Here is a 14,968-nt window from a genome sequence, read left to right on the forward strand (position 1 = left end):
TCCGGTTCGAGAAGAAGACGAACATGCGCCGTCGGTTACCCCGGTAGGCCGGTTCCACGCGGTCGGGCGGTCGTCCTGGACGGGACGGCCGCCCGTTGCGCGTACCGGGATCAGACGGTGACCGGCTGCTCGGCGCGCACGGCGGCGGCCTCCGCCCGGGCGATCGGCCCGCCGGGCAGCACGGCGACACCGGCCCCGACGGTGACCGACGCGGCGGCGAAGAGGAACGCCAGGGGCACGCCGCCGGGTTGGTCGACGATCAGCCCGGCGACCGCGCCGCCGGCGGCGCTGGCCGCCACCGACATGGTCACCACCCAGGTGTACGCCTCGTTCAGCATGCTGCCCGGGATGATCCGCCCGACCAGGGTGTTCTCCAGGGTGAGCGCGGGGGCGATGGTGGCCCCGCCGATCACCAGCGCGACGCCGAGCGACAGGGGACCCGGCATCACCGCGAAGACCGCGAGGGTGCCGGCCATCGCGGCGAGCAGGCCGGCGAACTGGCGGGTCATGTTCGCCGCCGGCCGGCGTACGCCGAACCAGATCCCCCCGACGGCGCTGCCCATCCCCCAGACGGCGAGCAGCAGCCCGGCCAGGCTCTCCGGGTCGTCGGTGGCCTGGTTGCCGGCGAACGCCGGCACGATGACCCCGGCGGCGCCGAAGGCGATACCGAGGCTGGCCACGCAGACCAGCAGGGCCGGGAACCCGCCCAGCCGGAGCGGGCCGAGCCCGCGCGCGTGGTGCTCGCTCGCGTGTGGTCGCCAGCCGCGCATCACCCGGCCGAGCGCCACCCCGCCGGTGCCGACCAGGGTCACCACGGCCGAGCCGACCAGTGCGGCGGCGGCGTCGGCGGCCAGTACGAAGCCGGCCACCAGCAGCGGGCCGATGACGAAGACGACCTCGAAGAGGGACGTCTCGGCGGCCAGTGCGGTGTTGCGCAGGTGGTACCGGCCGGTCGCCGGGGCGGTCAGGTCGTTCCAGGCGCCCCGGATCGCCGCGCTCGACGGCGGGTAGGTGGCCCCGGCGACACCGGCGGTGAGGTAGATCAGCGCCAGGTCGCCGTCTGATCCCCGGCTGGCCCAGAGCAGCCCGGTCAGGGCGAGGGGGTGGGCCACGGCGGTGACCAGCAGCACCGGGGTGGGGCCGAGCCGGTCGGCGATCCGGCCGGCGACGGGGCTGAGCGCGGCGCCGGAGAGGGCGTAGATGCCGCCGGCGACGGCGGCGAGGGAGTACCGCCCGGTCACCTGTTCCACCACCAGCAGCAGCGCCAGCGGGGTCATGCCGATCCCGAGCCGGCCGAGGATGCCGAGGACCAGCAGCATCGGCGCGCCGGGGATCCGCCAGACACCCAGGTACTGGCGCAGTGCGGCCACGGATGCACCTCCGGTGGAGACGGGTAACGAGTGAAAGCCTTTACGACCCTAACGCCGCAGGTCGCTCCGGGGATGGTCGGGTCACTCACATCACCGCCCGCGCCGGGGGCTGCCACGGTGGCAAGGAGAGGGTAGTTTGCTGATCGAACTGGATCCATGCCCGCAGACCCCGCCACGACGCCGTACGGAGGTCCGATGACCAGCACGACGATCGAACCGCTGCGGGTGGAGATCTACTCGTTGTACGCCGACGCCCGACCCGCCGAGGCCGCCTCCCCCAGCGTACGTGGCTCGCTGCCGGCCCGGGCAGTGCAGCACTGCCCACCGGTCGCCGCCGGTTCCGGCCTCGGCTGGTACGTCCACCCGCCGGCCGACTTCGCGCTGCGCTGGGACGGCCAGGACACCGAGTGGAGCCTGCTGGAGGAGAACGAGCCGGTCCGCTGGCGCTCCCTGGCCGGCGGGTACGACGGCAAGCTGCCCGACGCAGCCGCCCAGCTCGCCGCCGCCCCGGACCGGTTCCGCGCCGACCTGGACATCTTCGACCGGTACGGCGGCGCCATCCCGTTCATCGACGCCGACCCCCGGGCCGCCCACACCATCGAGCTGGTCACCGGCGTGGTGGCCCGCACCTCACCGGGCTGGTGCCTGGTCGCCCGGAGCGTGCCGAACTGGCCTGCCCAGCGCGGGGTGCAGCTCTACGAGGGGGTGGTGGAGACCGACTGGTACACCTCGCTCCTGCCGACCATCCTGCGGCTCACCGAACCGGGGCGGGTGGTCCGGTTCTACCGGAACATCCCGATCATGTGCCTGCAACCGGTGCACCGCTCGACGCTCGACGCGGCCCGCCGGGCCGACCTGCTCACCGGACAGGGGCTCGCCGCCTGGCCCGACGACATCTGGGGGGACTTCGTGGCGTTGCGCCGCCGCCGCCAGGACCCGGAGATCCGCAGCAGCTATCGCCGGGAACAGGCCCGCCGGGTTCGGGAGAACGCCGGCTACCGGCCGATCGGGGTCGAGGAAGTGGACCAGCCGAACTGATGACCGACGCCGACGAACGGCTCGCCCCGCCCCTCGGATACCGAGCCCTCTTCCGCCACCCGGTGGCCTCCCGACTCGTCACCGCCCGGGGTATCTCCGAGCTGGGCGACTTCGTCGGGCTGGCCGCGCTGCTGCTGCTCGCGTACGACCAGACGCAGTCGGTGCTCGGCCCGGCCGCGGTCTACGCCGCCCGTACCCTGCCCGCGCTGCTGGTCGCCACCGTGTTCAGCGGCTGGCTGGACGTACCGGCGCGGCGTACTCTGCTGGTCTGGCTCTCGGTGGCCGGCGCGGTGCTGATCGCGGTCCCGCTCGTGGTGCCCCGGCCGGTGCCGGCGATCGTCGCGGCCGGCCTGCTCGGCGCGGTCCGGGCCGCCTACGCCAGCGTCAACGTGGCGGTCGCCGCCGAGGCGGTGGACGCCCCGCTGCGGCTGCCGCTGTTCGGCCTGTCGGCCTTCGCCAACCAGGTCGGTCAGGTGACCGGCCTGCTCGCCGGCGCCAGCGTCACGGTGGCGCTCGGCCCCCGGGTGGCGCTCCTGGTCGACCTGGTCTCGTTCCTGATCGCGGCGGTGGTGCTGGCCGGGCTGCCGACGGGCCAGCAGCGTCGCCGGGGTCCCCGCCCGCCGGCCACCGCCGGGATCCGGACCATCGCCGGGCATCCGGTGCTGCGCGGCGTCGCCCTGCTCACCCTGGCCACGGTGCTCTCCGGCGCGCTGCCGGAGACCCTCGCCCCGGACCTGGCCGGCGGGGCCTGGCGGCCGGTGGTGCTGGCCTCGTCGGCGCTGGGTGGCGCGGTCTTCGTCCTGGTCGTGGGGCGGCGGGCCTGGCTGGGCCGGGTGGCCGGGCAGGTCACCGTGACCGCCGCGTTGGGCGGCGCGCTGCTGCTGGCCGCCCTCCTGGTCGCCGTGGACGCCCCGGTGTGGGCGCTGGCCGGCGCCAACGCGGTGATCGGAGCGGGTGGTGGCTGGCTGATCGGGGCGCAGGCCACCTTCGCCCGGCTGGCACCCCCGGAACGGATGGGACAGGTGGAGGCGACCATCGTGGCCGCCAACATCGTCGTCTCCGGCTGCGGGATCTTCCTGCTCGGCTCGGCCGCCGCCCTGTTCGGTCCGGCCGTGGCGTACCTGGTGGCCGGGGTGGTGCTGGTGGTCGTGGTGCTGCTGGCCCGCCCGGACCGGCTGCCCGCCGCCGACTGACCCGCCGCGCCGGGCCGTTCCACGGACGGCGCTGCCCGCGTCCTTCCACGGACGGCGCTGCCCGCGTCCGGACCGGACGCGGGCAGCGGGGTCGATCGGGTCAGCGCTGGAACTGCACCGGGCCGCTGTTGGCGGCCATCCGCTCCAGCCGGGCCACCCGCTCCTCCATCCGGGGGTGGGTGGAGAAGAGCGCGGCGATGCCGCCGCCCCGCTTGAACGGGTTGTCGATCATCAGGTGGGCGGTGCTGGTGAGCTGGCCCTGGGCGGGCAGCGGACGGGCCTGGGTACCCAGGTGGATCTTGCGGAGGGCGCTGGCCAGGGCCAGCGGGTCCCGGGTCAGCGCCGCGCCCGAGGCGTCGGCTTGGAACTCCCGGCTCCGGCTGATCGCCAACTGGATCACGGTGGCCGCGATCGGGCCGAGGATCATGGTGAGCAGCAGCACAGCCGGGTTCGGGCCGTCCTCGTCGTCGGAGGAGCCCAGCGGGATGAAGTACGCCAGGTTCACCAGCATGGTGATGATGCCGGCCAGGCCGGCCGCCACGCTGGAGATCAGGATGTCCCGGTTGTAGACGTGCGACAGTTCGTGGCCGATCACCCCGCGCAGCTCGCGGTAGTCCAGGATCTCGGTGATCCCCTGGGTGACGCAGACCGCCGCGTTGGCCGGGTTGCGACCGGTCGCGAACGCGTTGGGCTGCGACGTCGGGCTGACGTACAGCCGGGGCATCGGCTGCCGCGCCTCGGTCGCCAGCTCACGGACCATCCGGTACAGCTCGGGGAACTGCGCCTCGCTGACCGGTTCGGCACGCATCGAGCGCAACGCGAGCTTGTCGGAGTAGAAGTAGGTCACACCGTTCATCAGCAACGAGACGACGACGGCGATGACGAGGCCGCCGCTCCCGCCGAACCAGTAGCCGACCGCGAGGATCAGCGAGGTCAACAGGCCGAGCAGCGCGGCGGTCTTCAGACGGTTGTGATGCACGATCGCTCCTTCGGTGCGCGGGTCACGCGGGACCCGCTGACCGGTACAACGTCACCGGTACCCGCCAACCATCCTGCGCATGACTGGAAGTTGGCTGAAGAAACCTGTGAACCCGCTGTACCAGCCGGACACCGGGGACGACTCCGGACGGCCCGCCCGACAGGACTCTCAGCGGGCCGCGAGGTCCAGCACGAGTTGAGGGGCGAAACCGACCAGCACGGCCAGCGCGGTCGCCACCGTCAGCGCCGCGGTGACGGTCCAGGCCGCCCGGCCCGACACGCCGCCGCCGACCGGGTCACCGGTCGGCTCCCCGTCGGGCGCGGCGTAGAGGGTGGCGGCGAGACGCAGGTAGTAGGCCAACCCGATCACCGCGTTGAGCGCCACCACCAGGGCCAGCCAGCCGGCACCGCCGGCCAGCAGCGACCGGACCACGGTCACCTTGGCGAAGAGCCCGGCCAGCCCGGGTGGCAGGCCGGCCAGCCCGACCAGGGCCAGCGCGAGGGCCGCCCCGACCCACGGCCGCCGCCGAGCCACCCCGCGCAGGTCGGCCACCGTGCCGCCGTCCGCCCCGGCCGGGCGCAACGCCACCAGCGCCGCGAAGGCCGCCAACTCCAGGACCACGAAGAAGACCGCGTACGCCACGGCGGCGGCGTACGCCCCGGCGCGGGCCTCACCGGCCCGCCCGGCGGCCAGCGCCAGCGCGCCCAGCGGAGCCAGGATGTAACCGGCCTGCGCCACCGACGACCAGGCGAGCAGCCGGACCGTCCGCCGCTGGCGCAGCGCCACCAGGTTGCCGACGGTCATGGTGAGCACGGCGAGCAGGGCGAGCACCGGCCCGGTGACCTCCGCCGGCAGGGCCCGCTGCACCACGGCGAGCAGGGCCACCACCCCGCCCAGCTTGGACGCCGTCGACAGGTACGCCGCCACCGGCAGCGGCGCCCCGTCGTAGGTGGCCGGTGCCCAGGCGTGGAACGGCACCGCCGCCACCTTGAAGGCCAGCCCGAGCACCACCAGCGCGACGGCGGCGGTGACCAGCGGCAGGTCGGGCAGGTCGGCCAGCAGCGCGCCGAGTCGGTCCAGGTGCAGGCCGCCGGTCGCCGCGTAGAGCAGCGCCGCGCCGAGCAGGGTGACCGTGGTGGCGACCACGCTGACCACGAAGAAGGTGACCGCCGCCTCGGCGCTGGCCAGACTGCCCCGGCGCAGGCCGACCAGCACGTACAGCGGGAGGGTGAGGGTCTCCAGGGCGACGATCAGGGTGATCAGGTCGCCGGCCGCGCCGAGCACCACACCGCCGGTCATCGAGCAGGCGAGCAGGAAGCAGTACTCGCCGACCGGCGTCGGACCGCCGCGCAGCAGCGGCCCGGAGAGCCCGAGCACCCCGAGGGTGAGCAGGGCGAAGACGGCGGCGACCAGGGCCGCCCGACCGTCGAACACCCAGGAACAGTCGACTCCGGCGCAGAACGTCCGCCGGGTGCCACCCGCCCCCACCAGCGCCGCGCCGGCCACGGTGGCGGCAGCGCCGACGGCGGCCACGGCCACCGTCGCGCCGGACCGGGCCAGCAGCAGGTCGGCCAGCAGCACGAGTACGGCCGTGCCGGCCGCCAGGTACGCCGGCAGCAACGCCACGTTGTCCACGCTCTGCACGAGACTCATGCCGCCACCTCGCCGCATCCCGAATCCGCCGCCGGTTCCACCGGCGCAGCACCGTCGCGCGCGCCTGCCGGGTTCCGCCGCGCCGCCCTCCACACCCTCACCGGAGCACCCCCACCAGGGCGTCGACCGGGCCGGCGGCCCAGCCCAGCACCAGGGTCGGCGCGAACCCGACGGCGAGGGCGAGCAGCACCAGCGGCGCCCAGGAGGTCAGCTCGACACCGGCTAGCCCGGGGGTGAGCCGGTCCACCGCCGGGCTGGGCCGGCCGTGGGTGAGCTGCCGCAGCAGCCGCAGGAAGTACGCGGCAGTGAGCGCCCCGCCGACCGCCGCCAGCACCGCCAGGGTGGTCCAGAGCGGCCCGCCCCGACCGACGGCGGCGACCACGGCGAACGCCTCCCCCCAGAAACCGGCCAGACCGGGCAGGCCGAGCGAGGCGACCGCGGCGAAGCCGAGCAGCCCGGCCAGCCGGGGCGCGGTCTCCCGCAGCCCGGACAACTCGGCGAGCACCCCGGTGTGGGCCCGGTCCTTCACCGCGCCGGCGAGGAAGAAGAGCAGGCCGGTGATCACCCCGTGCGCGACGTTGCCGATCAGCGCCGCCTGGATGCCGGTGGCGGTGAGCGTGGCCACCCCGAGCAGCACGAAACCCATGTGCCCGACACTGGAGTACGCGATCAGCCGCTTCAGCTCGCGCTGCGCCAGGCAGACCAGGGAACCGACGAGGATCGCCGCGACCGCGAGCACGCCGAGCACCGGAGCGGCCCAGCGGGCGCCCTCCGGGGCCACCCCGACCGCCACCCGGATCAGGCCGTACGTGCCCATCTTGAGCAGCACCCCGGCGAGGACGACACTGCCGACGGTGGGTGCCTGGGTGTGCGCGTCGGGCAGCCAGGAGTGTAGCGGCCAGAGCGGCGCCTTCACCGCGAACGCCAACCCGAGCAGGGTGAACGCGGCCAACTGGGTACCCCGGGACAGCCCCGCCCCGCCGGTCAACGCGACGATGTCGGCGGTGCCGGCGGCGGCGACCACCACGTAGACGCCGACCAGCAGCAGCACCGAGCCGAAGAGCGTGTACAGGGCGAACTTGCGGGCCGCCCGCCGCCGGTCGGCACCGCCCCAGCCGGCGATGATCGCGTACATCGGCAGCAGGACGACCTCGAAGAAGGCGAAGAAGAGCACCAGGTCGAGGGCGAGGAAGGTACCGAGGATGCCCACCTCGACCACCAGCAGCAGCGCCACCAGGGCCCGGCCGCTCCCCCCACCGTCGGGCACCTTCCGGACGGTGTAGCCGCAGCAGAGCAGGGTGAGCAGCGCGGTCAGCACCACCAACGGCCAGGAGATCCCGTCCACCCCGAGGTGGAAGCGCAGGTCGAGGCCCGGCACCCAGGGCAGGTCGACCCGGTGCCAGGGCTGCACGGCGGGGGCCGGGCCGTACCCGAACCAGCCGTGGTCGCCGAGCACCAGCAGCACCGCCCCGACCAGGGCCAGCCCGGCGACCGCCGTACCGACCCACCGGGCCGCCCGGTCGCCGGGGACGACGGCCACCAGCGCCGCCCCCACCGCCGGCAGGGCCAGCACCGCGACCAGCAGGAACTCGCCGAGGCTCACCGCTTCTCCTCGGTTCGCGACTGCGGGGCTCGCAACATCGGCTCACTCTTCGCGCTCATGGTGTTCCTCCGATCAGGACGGCGGCCAGGCCGATCAGCAGCGCGCCGGCCAGGACCGCCGCCGCCGCGCGGGGCAGCGCCGCCCGGTGGACCGCCGCGAGCGCGCCACCGAGCCCCGACACGGCCCGTCCGCTGCCCTCGACCAGACCGTCCACCCCCACCTCGTCACCGGTACGCACCACCCGGGCGAGCGCGGTCGTCGGGCGTACCACCAGGGCGTGCTGGAGGTCATCGAGCCGGAACGCGCGGGCGAACACCGGCCGCAGCGGGCCCAGCGCCCGGGCCGGGTCGGCGGCCGGGTCCCGCCGCCAGCCGGCCCAGGCCAGCCCCGCCCCGACCAGCAGCAACCCGATCGGCAGCAGCACCGCCGTCCCGACGTGGGCCAGTTCGACGTCGACCGCCGTACCGCGCACCCGGTCGGCGAACGGCGGCCAGAACCCGGCCAGGCCGAGCAGCGCCGCCGGGACGGCCAGCAGCAGCACCGGCCAACGCATCAACGCCGGCGGGTCGTGCGGGTGACCCAGCGGCAGCCGGGCGGTGCCGAGGAAGGCGCGCAGCAGGAGCCGGGTGGCGTACCAGGCGGTGAGCAGCACTCCCGCCAGCCCGGCCAGCCAGACCAGCCAGCCGACCCAGGCCGGGGCGGGGCCGGTGCCGTCCAGCGCGGCGGACTCGGCGACGGCCAGCACGCCGTCCTTGCTCCAGAAGCCGGCCAGCGGTGGCACCCCGGCCAGCGCGCCGAGACCGACCACCGTGCACCAGAAGGTGACCGGCATGCTGCGGCGCAGCCCACCCATCCGGGACATCAGGGTGGTGCCGACGGCGTGGATCACCGCACCGGCGGCGAGGAAGAGCAGCGCCTTGAACGCGGCGTGGGTGAGCAGGTGGAACAGCGCGGCGGCCGGCGCGCCGACCGCCAGCGCGCCGGTCATGTAGCCGAGCTGGGAGACCGTCGACCAGGCCAGCACCCGCTTGAGGTCGTCCTGCGCGGTGGCCGCGAACGCGCCGAGCAGCAGGGTGACCGAGGCCATCACCCCGAGCACGGCCAGCGCCATCGGGGCCTGCACGAACAACGGGTAGAGCCGGGTGACCGCGTAGACCCCGGCGGCGACCATGGTCGCGGCGTGGATCAGCGCGGAGATCGGGGTCGGGCCGGCCATCGCGTCCGGCAGCCAGGTGTGCAGCGGGAACTGGGCGCTCTTGCCGGCCACCCCGGCCAGCAGCAGCAGGCAGGCGGCGGTGAGGGTGCCGGTGGCGTGGTCGTGGGCCAGCACGTCGGCGATCCGGAAACTGCCGGCCGAGACGCCGAGCAGCGCGATACCGAGCAGGAAGCCGACGTCACCCACCCGGGTGACCAGGAACGCCTTCATCGCGGCGGCGGGCGCCTCGGGCAGCCGGCGGTCGTGGGCGATCAGCAGGTACGAGCAGACGCCCATCACCTCCCAGCCGACCAGCAGCAGGATCAGGTCCCCGCTGACCACCACCAGCAGCATGGCGGCGGTGAAGAGGCTGATCTGGGCGGCGTAGGGCGGGTAGCGGTGGTCGACCTCGACGTCGTCGTGCGGGCCGCGCCGCAGGTAGGCCACCGAGTAGACCTGCACCGCCAGCGCCACCGCGGCCACCGCGACCGCGACCAGCGCGGCGGCACCGTCCAGCCGGACCCCGAGGGTGACCCGCAGCCCGCCCAGGTCGATCCAGGTGGTGCTGGTCTCCACCGGGTCGCCGACCCGGACCAGCAGGGCCACCGCGATCAGCAGCGCGCCCGCCGCGCCGGCCACGCCGAGGCCGATGGCCGCCCGCCGGGCCGTGTCCTCGCCGGTGGCCGCGCCCTTCGGCGACGGCGGCAGCAGCAGCCCGAGCAGGCCGGCGACCAGCGGTACGGCCGGCAGCGCGGCCCCGAGCAGCCCAGTCACCGGCCGACCTCCGCCCGGTCGACGGCCGGTTCGGCCCCCACCCGGTGGGCCGCCGGCTCGGTCAACGGCACGTCGTCCACCGCGACGCTGGCCCGCAGCCGGTAGAGCTGGAGCACGATGGCCAGGCCGACCCCGATCTCGGCGGCGGCCAGCACGATCACGAAGAGCGCGAAGACCTGCCCGGAGTGCGGCAGGACGGCCCTCGTGGTGGTGTCCGCGGTGACCAGGATCAGGTTGACCGCGTTGAGCATCAACTCCACCGCCATCAGCACCAGCACCGCGTTGCGCCGACGCAGCACGCCGTAGACGCCGAGGCCGAACAGCAGCGCCGCGGTGACGTACGGGATGACCGGCCTCACCGGACGCCACCCCCGTCACCGACGGCGGACCGGTCACCGACGGCCGGCCCGGAGCGGGCCGGCGGGGCGGCGGGCGCAACGGGCGCGGCGGGGCGGGCCGCCGGGGCGGCGGCGGTGTCGGGGCGGCGGCCGAGGTCCGGGCGGGACAGGATGATCGCGCCGACCAGGGCGGCCAGCAGCAGCACCGAGAGCACCTCGAACGGCAGCACCCAGGAGCCGAAGACCTGCTCGCCGAGGCGCTCGGCGGTGCCCGCCGCCGGCAGCTCCACCGAGGTCCAGCGGAACGCGTCGACCAGTAGCACGGCCAGCCCCAGCCCGGCGCCGCCACCGATCAGCGCGGCCGGCCAGCCCGGCCGGTCCAGATCGTCGGACGCGCCGATCGGGGCACGGGTCAGCATCACCGCGAACAGCAGCAGCACCACCACCGCGCCCACATAGATCAACACCTGCACCCAGGCCACCAGCTCGGCCGTGAGCACCAGGTAGTCGCCGGCCAGCGCGCCCAGGCAGACCACCAGATAGAGGCCGGCCCGGACCAGGTGCCTGGTGGCGACCACCAGCACACCCGCCCCCACCGCCACCGCGCCGAGGGCGAGCAGCAGCGCGTCCGCACCAGTCACCGGGGGGCACCTCCCTCGTCGGTGGGGCCGGCCTCGGGGGCGGGAGCTGCGGCGGGGCCGGGCTCGGGGCGTACCACGGTGGGGTGGGCGGCGGAGCTGGTCGGGGCCGCGGCCTTGCGCGCGGCGGTGCTCTCCTCCTTCGCCGGCTCGCCGTGCGGGTCGTGCGCGGGCGGCGGCGGCACCGTGGCCATCCACTGGCCGAGGTGGTCCTTGTCGTGCAGCAGATCCTTGATGTCGTACTCGGCGTACTCGAACTCCGGCGACCAGTAGAGCGCGTCGAACGGGCAGACCTCGATGCAGATGCCGCAGTACATGCAGAGCGAGAAGTCGATGTCGAACTTGTCGAGGACGTTGCGCTGGCGGGGGCGGGCCGCGCCGGCCACCGCCACCTCCTCCTTGTGCGAGTCGATGTAGATGCACCAGTCCGGGCACTCCCGGGCGCAGAGCATGCAGACCGTGCAGTTCTCGGCCAGCAGCGCGATCACCCCCCGGGAGCGGGGCGGCAGCTCGGGGGCGACGTCCGGGTACTGCTGGGTGGTCGACCGGCGGGTCATCGTCTTCAACGTGACCGCCAGCCCCTTCACCAGCCCCTCGCCGGGAAGGCCGCTGCGCTCGCTCACGGCGTCGCCTCGCTGGGCTCACCGACACCGTGAGACACCGCCGCACTGAGCTGGCCGATTCGCTCGCTGCGCTCGCTCATGTCGCTCATCCTGCCCTGTGGCCCCGGCGCGCGCGACCACCACCCGGCGTTTGCCGGCGCCACCCTGACCCGGGTGGGGAGAACGACGCGTGCCGGCCGTCGAGATCGGCCGCGCCAGCGATCGCCCGGATCACGCCCCGGCGCCGGTGATCGGGGGCAACATCTCCACGCCCAACTGCTGGAGGAGCTGGAACAGCTCGTTGACACTCCACACGTCGACGATCCGGCCGGTCGGGTCGAAGCGCAGGAACGTCGCCCCCGAGTAGCTGACCACCTGCCCGGTGGGCGGCACCGGGCCGAACCGCCCGGCCTGGGTACCGGCGGCCCGCCAGCGCAGCGCCACCCGGTCACCGGCGGCCACCACGTCCACCAGCTTGTAGCGCAGGTCCGGGAAGGCGGCCCGGCGGTCCCGGTGCCAGGCCAGCATCGCCGCCGGCCCGGTACCGCCGAGCCCCGGGCAGTCGGCGGCGACCAGCTCGTACGCGGACTCCTCGCGCCCGGCGTTCCACACGTCGGCGACGAAGCGCCGGGCCACCGCCTCCACATCGGTCATCCGGGCAGCCTAACCAGCACCCCCGCTGGGCCGAGACCGACGCTCGGCGGGCCGGCGGCACCCGATCCGCCAGGATGGGACGGAGACGACGGACGAACTCCAGGGGGCGACGTGGGCGACGAGACGGGCACGACGACCGGCGGCAGGTACGTGGAGCCGGGTGCCGAGTTCACCCGGGACCAGCGGTACATCGCCACCCGGATCACCGCCGACGGGCGGGACGGCTGGCCGGTGGAACCGGGACGGTACCGGCTGGCGGTCAGCCGGGCCTGCCCCTGGGCGAACCGGCTGATCATCGTCCGGCGACTGCTCGGGCTGGAGGACGCCCTCTCGATGGCGGTGGCCGGGCCGACCCACGACGCCCGGAGCTGGACCTTCGACCTGGACCCGGACGGGCGCGACCCGGTGCTCGGCATCGCCCGCCTCCAGGAGGCGTACTTCCGGCGGTTCCCCGGCTACGAACGCGGCATCACGGTGCCGGCGCTGGTGGACGTGCCGACCGGGCAGGTGGTCACCAACGACTACGCCCGGATGAGCCTGGACCTGTCGACCGAGTGGACGGCCCACCACCGGCCGGGCGCGCCGCAGCTCTACCCCGAGCCGCTACGCGCCGAGATCGACGAGGTCAACGCGGTGGTGTTCCGGGACGTCAACAACGGCGTCTACCGGTGCGGCTTCGCCGGCTCGCAGGAGGCGTACGGGAAGGCGTACCACCAGCTCTTCGACCGGCTGGACCGGCTGACCGAGCGGCTGGCCGGGCAGCGGTACCTGGTGGGCGACACGATCACCGAGGCGGACGTGCGGCTGTTCACCACGCTGGTCCGCTTCGACCCGGTCTACCACGGCCACTTCAAGTGCAACCGGCAGAAGCTGACCGAGCTGCCGGTGCTGTGGGCGTACGCCCGGGACCTGTTCCAGACCCCGGGCTTCGGCGACACCGTCGACTTCGACCACATCAAGCGGCACTACTACCAGGTGCACCGGGACATCAACCCGACCGGGGTGGTGCCGCTCGGCCCGGACCTGTCGAACTGGCTCACCCCGCACGGCCGGGAGACCCTCGGCGGTCGGCCGTTCGGCGACGGCACTCCCCCACCGCCCCCGCCCGCGGCTGAGCGGGTCGACCCCGCCCACACCCCGCTGCGCTGACGGCCCGGCCGGCGGGGCGGTCAGAGCGCGAGGCGGACGGCGGCGGTCAGGACGAGCTGCGCCAGCGCCACCGGGACGAGGACCAGCCAGCAGAGGCGTTGGAGCTGGTCCTCGCGGAGCCGGGGGTACGACACCCGGAGCCAGATGATCACGAAGGAGACGGCGAAGACCTTCAGCAGGGTCCAGAGCCAGCCGAGCTGGGCGTCGGCGAACGGACCCTGCCAGCCGCCGAGGAAGAGCACGGTGGTCAGCGCGGCGATCACCACGATGCCGACGTACTCGGCGAGCAGGAAGAACGCGAAGCGCAGACCGGTGTACTCGGTCAGGTAGCCGAAGACCAGTTCGGAGTCGGCGATCGGCATGTCGAACGGGGGCCGCCGGATCTCGGCCAGCCCGGCGACGAAGAAGACGATCATCGCGGGGGCCTGCCAGAGCAGCCACCAGGGCTGCCACGCCTCGACGATGCCGCCCAGGCTCAGCGTCCCGGCCGCCATCGCCACCGAGGCGGCGGCCAGCACCAGCGGCAGCTCGTAGCCGAGTAGTTGGGCCGCCCCGCGCAGCCCGCCGAGCAGGCTGTACTTGTTGGCCGACGCCCAGGCCGACATCAGCACCGCCACCACGCCGACGCCGACCACGGCGAGGACGAAGAACAGGCCGATGTCCAGCGGCTGCCCGACCAGGTCGTCCGGGCCGAGCGGGATGACCAGCAGCACCAGCAGGTAGGGCACCAGGGCGACCACCGGGGCCAGCCGGAACACCGCCCGGTCCGCCTCGCGCGGGGTGACGTCCTCCTTCTGGACGAACTTCACCCCGTCGGCGACGAGCTGTGCCCAGCCGTGGAAGCCGCCGGCGTACATCGGACCGAGCCGGCCCTGCATGTGCGCCATCACCTTGTGCTCGGCCTGGCCGACGACCAGCGGCAGGGTGAGGAAGGCGACCAGCACGCCGCCGACCCGGATCACCAGCTCCAACCAGGTCGGCATCAGGCCGTACCCCCCTCGTCGCCGCTCCGCCCGTCGGGTGCCGGCCGGTCGACCGGCGGACCGTCGCCGGACGCCGGGGCGATGCCCGGTCGCGCCCCCGGGGCCGGCCGGGCGGGCCGTTCCCGGGCCGGGCGGGCCGGAGTGCCGCCACGTGGCCCCTCGCCCACGCCCGCCGCGCCGGCCGGGGTCGGGACCGCGCCCCACTCCCCCGGCGCGGGCACGCCCGGCGGGCGGACCGCCCGGCGACCGCCGCCGGCCTCCGACTCGCCCGGTTCCTTCGCCCCCGGCCACGGCTTGGCCACCCGGGAGGCGAGCACGAACTCCTTACGCAGCGGATGCCCCTCGAACTCCGGCGGCAGCAGCAGCGGGGCCAGCCCCGGATGGCCGGCGAAGTCGATCCCGAACATCTCGTGCGTCTCCCGCTCGTGCCAGGCCGCGCCGGGGTAGACGTCGACCACCGACGCGACCGTCGGCGTCTCGCGCGGCAGCCGGGTGCGTAGCAGCACCCCGTGCCGGTGCCGGGTCGACCAGAGGTGGACCACGATGTCGAAGCCGCCGGCCAGTTCGTCGACGGCGGAGAGCCAGTCGAAGAAGTCGCAGGCCAGCTCGGCGTCGTCCCGGACGGCGCGGAGCGCGTCCGACCAGCTCGCGGCGGGTACGTCGACGGTGGCCCGGGCGTACGACTGACCGCCGGACACCGACGCGCCGGCCTCGACCGGCGCGAGCAGCGCGACCACCCGCTGGCCCACCTCTTCCGGAGTCATGCCGCTGATCCTATGGCCGCCGACCCGACCCCGTG

Annotated in this window: 14 protein-coding genes; 3 read left to right on the top strand and 11 right to left on the bottom strand. The window is 74.6% G+C overall.

Going from position 1 to position 14,968, the window contains the following annotated elements; all coding sequences use genetic code 11:
- Positions 1 to 110: 110 nt before the first annotated feature.
- Entirely contained in the window at positions 111 to 1,370 is a 1,260-nt protein-coding gene (locus ACIQG9_RS06765) for an MFS transporter (RefSeq protein ID WP_400398930.1), read from the bottom strand.
- Between the two features lie 195 nt (positions 1,371 to 1,565).
- Here ACIQG9_RS06765 and ACIQG9_RS06770 point away from each other — a divergent pair, with 195 nt between their 5' ends.
- A complete protein-coding gene (locus ACIQG9_RS06770; RefSeq protein ID WP_400398931.1) occupies positions 1,566 to 2,408 on the top strand; it encodes a DUF6065 family protein in 843 nt (280 codons plus the stop codon).
- Positions 2,408 to 3,601, top strand: coding sequence for a hypothetical protein (locus ACIQG9_RS06775; protein ID WP_400398932.1), 1,194 nt, complete (start codon positions 2,408 to 2,410; stop codon positions 3,599 to 3,601). Before ACIQG9_RS06770 ends, ACIQG9_RS06775 begins: the two co-directional genes overlap by 1 nt.
- Positions 3,602 to 3,701: 100 nt before the next feature.
- On the opposite strand, the gene htpX is transcribed toward ACIQG9_RS06775, so the two are convergent.
- The 8 genes from htpX to ACIQG9_RS06815 form a co-directional block, all read right to left on the bottom strand.
- The gene (gene htpX, locus ACIQG9_RS06780) at positions 3,702 to 4,580 is read right to left on the bottom strand and encodes a zinc metalloprotease HtpX (protein ID WP_400398933.1); all 879 of its coding nucleotides are present in this window, start codon (positions 4,578 to 4,580) and stop codon (positions 3,702 to 3,704) included.
- Positions 4,581 to 4,748: 168 nt separating this feature from the next.
- A complete protein-coding gene (locus ACIQG9_RS06785) occupies positions 4,749 to 6,233 on the bottom strand; it encodes an NADH-quinone oxidoreductase subunit N (protein ID WP_400398934.1) in 1,485 nt (494 codons plus the stop codon).
- 97 nt (positions 6,234 to 6,330) lie between these two features.
- Complete coding sequence (locus ACIQG9_RS06790) at positions 6,331 to 7,836, bottom strand: NuoM family protein (RefSeq protein WP_400398935.1); 1,506 nt, start codon at positions 7,834 to 7,836, stop codon at positions 6,331 to 6,333.
- 55 nt (positions 7,837 to 7,891) lie between these two features.
- Positions 7,892 to 9,805, bottom strand: a complete 1,914-nt coding sequence (locus ACIQG9_RS06795; RefSeq protein ID WP_400398936.1) for an NADH-quinone oxidoreductase subunit L — start codon at positions 9,803 to 9,805, stop codon at positions 7,892 to 7,894.
- On the bottom strand, positions 9,802 to 10,164 hold the full coding sequence (gene nuoK, locus ACIQG9_RS06800; RefSeq protein WP_400398937.1) for an NADH-quinone oxidoreductase subunit NuoK: 363 nt from the start codon (positions 10,162 to 10,164) through the stop codon (positions 9,802 to 9,804). The genes ACIQG9_RS06795 and nuoK overlap by 4 nt, the downstream gene beginning before the upstream one ends.
- The gene (locus ACIQG9_RS06805; RefSeq protein ID WP_400398938.1) at positions 10,161 to 10,784 is read right to left on the bottom strand and encodes an NADH-quinone oxidoreductase subunit J; all 624 of its coding nucleotides are present in this window, start codon (positions 10,782 to 10,784) and stop codon (positions 10,161 to 10,163) included. The genes nuoK and ACIQG9_RS06805 overlap by 4 nt, the downstream gene beginning before the upstream one ends.
- A complete protein-coding gene (locus tag ACIQG9_RS06810) occupies positions 10,781 to 11,404 on the bottom strand; it encodes a NuoI/complex I 23 kDa subunit family protein (RefSeq protein ID WP_400398939.1) in 624 nt (207 codons plus the stop codon). Before ACIQG9_RS06810 ends, ACIQG9_RS06805 begins: the two co-directional genes overlap by 4 nt.
- A 210-nt stretch (positions 11,405 to 11,614) precedes the next feature.
- On the bottom strand, positions 11,615 to 12,037 hold the full coding sequence (locus ACIQG9_RS06815) for an ester cyclase (protein ID WP_400398940.1): 423 nt from the start codon (positions 12,035 to 12,037) through the stop codon (positions 11,615 to 11,617).
- Between the two features lie 111 nt (positions 12,038 to 12,148).
- On the opposite strand from ACIQG9_RS06815, the gene ACIQG9_RS06820 reads away from it, so the two are divergent.
- On the top strand, positions 12,149 to 13,186 hold the full coding sequence (locus tag ACIQG9_RS06820) for a glutathione S-transferase family protein (RefSeq protein ID WP_400398941.1): 1,038 nt from the start codon (positions 12,149 to 12,151) through the stop codon (positions 13,184 to 13,186).
- A gap of 20 nt (positions 13,187 to 13,206) precedes the next feature.
- On the opposite strand, the gene nuoH is transcribed toward ACIQG9_RS06820, so the two are convergent.
- Together nuoH and ACIQG9_RS06830 are read right to left on the bottom strand one after the other, a co-directional pair.
- Positions 13,207 to 14,169, bottom strand: a complete 963-nt coding sequence (nuoH, locus tag ACIQG9_RS06825; RefSeq protein WP_400398942.1) for an NADH-quinone oxidoreductase subunit NuoH — start codon at positions 14,167 to 14,169, stop codon at positions 13,207 to 13,209.
- Positions 14,169 to 14,933, bottom strand: coding sequence for an NADH-quinone oxidoreductase subunit C (locus ACIQG9_RS06830; RefSeq protein WP_400398943.1), 765 nt, complete (start codon positions 14,931 to 14,933; stop codon positions 14,169 to 14,171). The genes nuoH and ACIQG9_RS06830 overlap by 1 nt, the downstream gene beginning before the upstream one ends.
- Between the last annotated feature and the right edge of the window lie 35 nt (positions 14,934 to 14,968).

Source organism: Micromonospora sp. NPDC092111 (genome assembly GCF_044755745.1).
Classification (GTDB): Bacteria; Actinomycetota; Actinomycetes; order Mycobacteriales; family Micromonosporaceae; genus Micromonospora.

What these genes read in the sequence shown, in the direction of transcription:
- ACIQG9_RS06785 (WP_400398934.1), bottom strand. Translation starts at nt 6,233, where the DNA reads ATGAGTCTCGTGCAGAGCGTGGACAACGTGGCGTTGCTGCCGGCGTAC.
- ACIQG9_RS06815 (WP_400398940.1), bottom strand. Translation starts at nt 12,037, where the DNA reads ATGACCGATGTGGAGGCGGTGGCCCGGCGCTTCGTCGCCGACGTGTGG.
- nuoH (WP_400398942.1), bottom strand. Translation starts at nt 14,169, where the DNA reads ATGCCGACCTGGTTGGAGCTGGTGATCCGGGTCGGCGGCGTGCTGGTC.
- ACIQG9_RS06830 (WP_400398943.1), bottom strand. Translation starts at nt 14,933, where the DNA reads ATGACTCCGGAAGAGGTGGGCCAGCGGGTGGTCGCGCTGCTCGCGCCG.
- ACIQG9_RS06775 (WP_400398932.1), top strand. Translation starts at nt 2,408, where the DNA reads ATGACCGACGCCGACGAACGGCTCGCCCCGCCCCTCGGATACCGAGCC.
- ACIQG9_RS06770 (WP_400398931.1), top strand. Translation starts at nt 1,566, where the DNA reads ATGACCAGCACGACGATCGAACCGCTGCGGGTGGAGATCTACTCGTTG.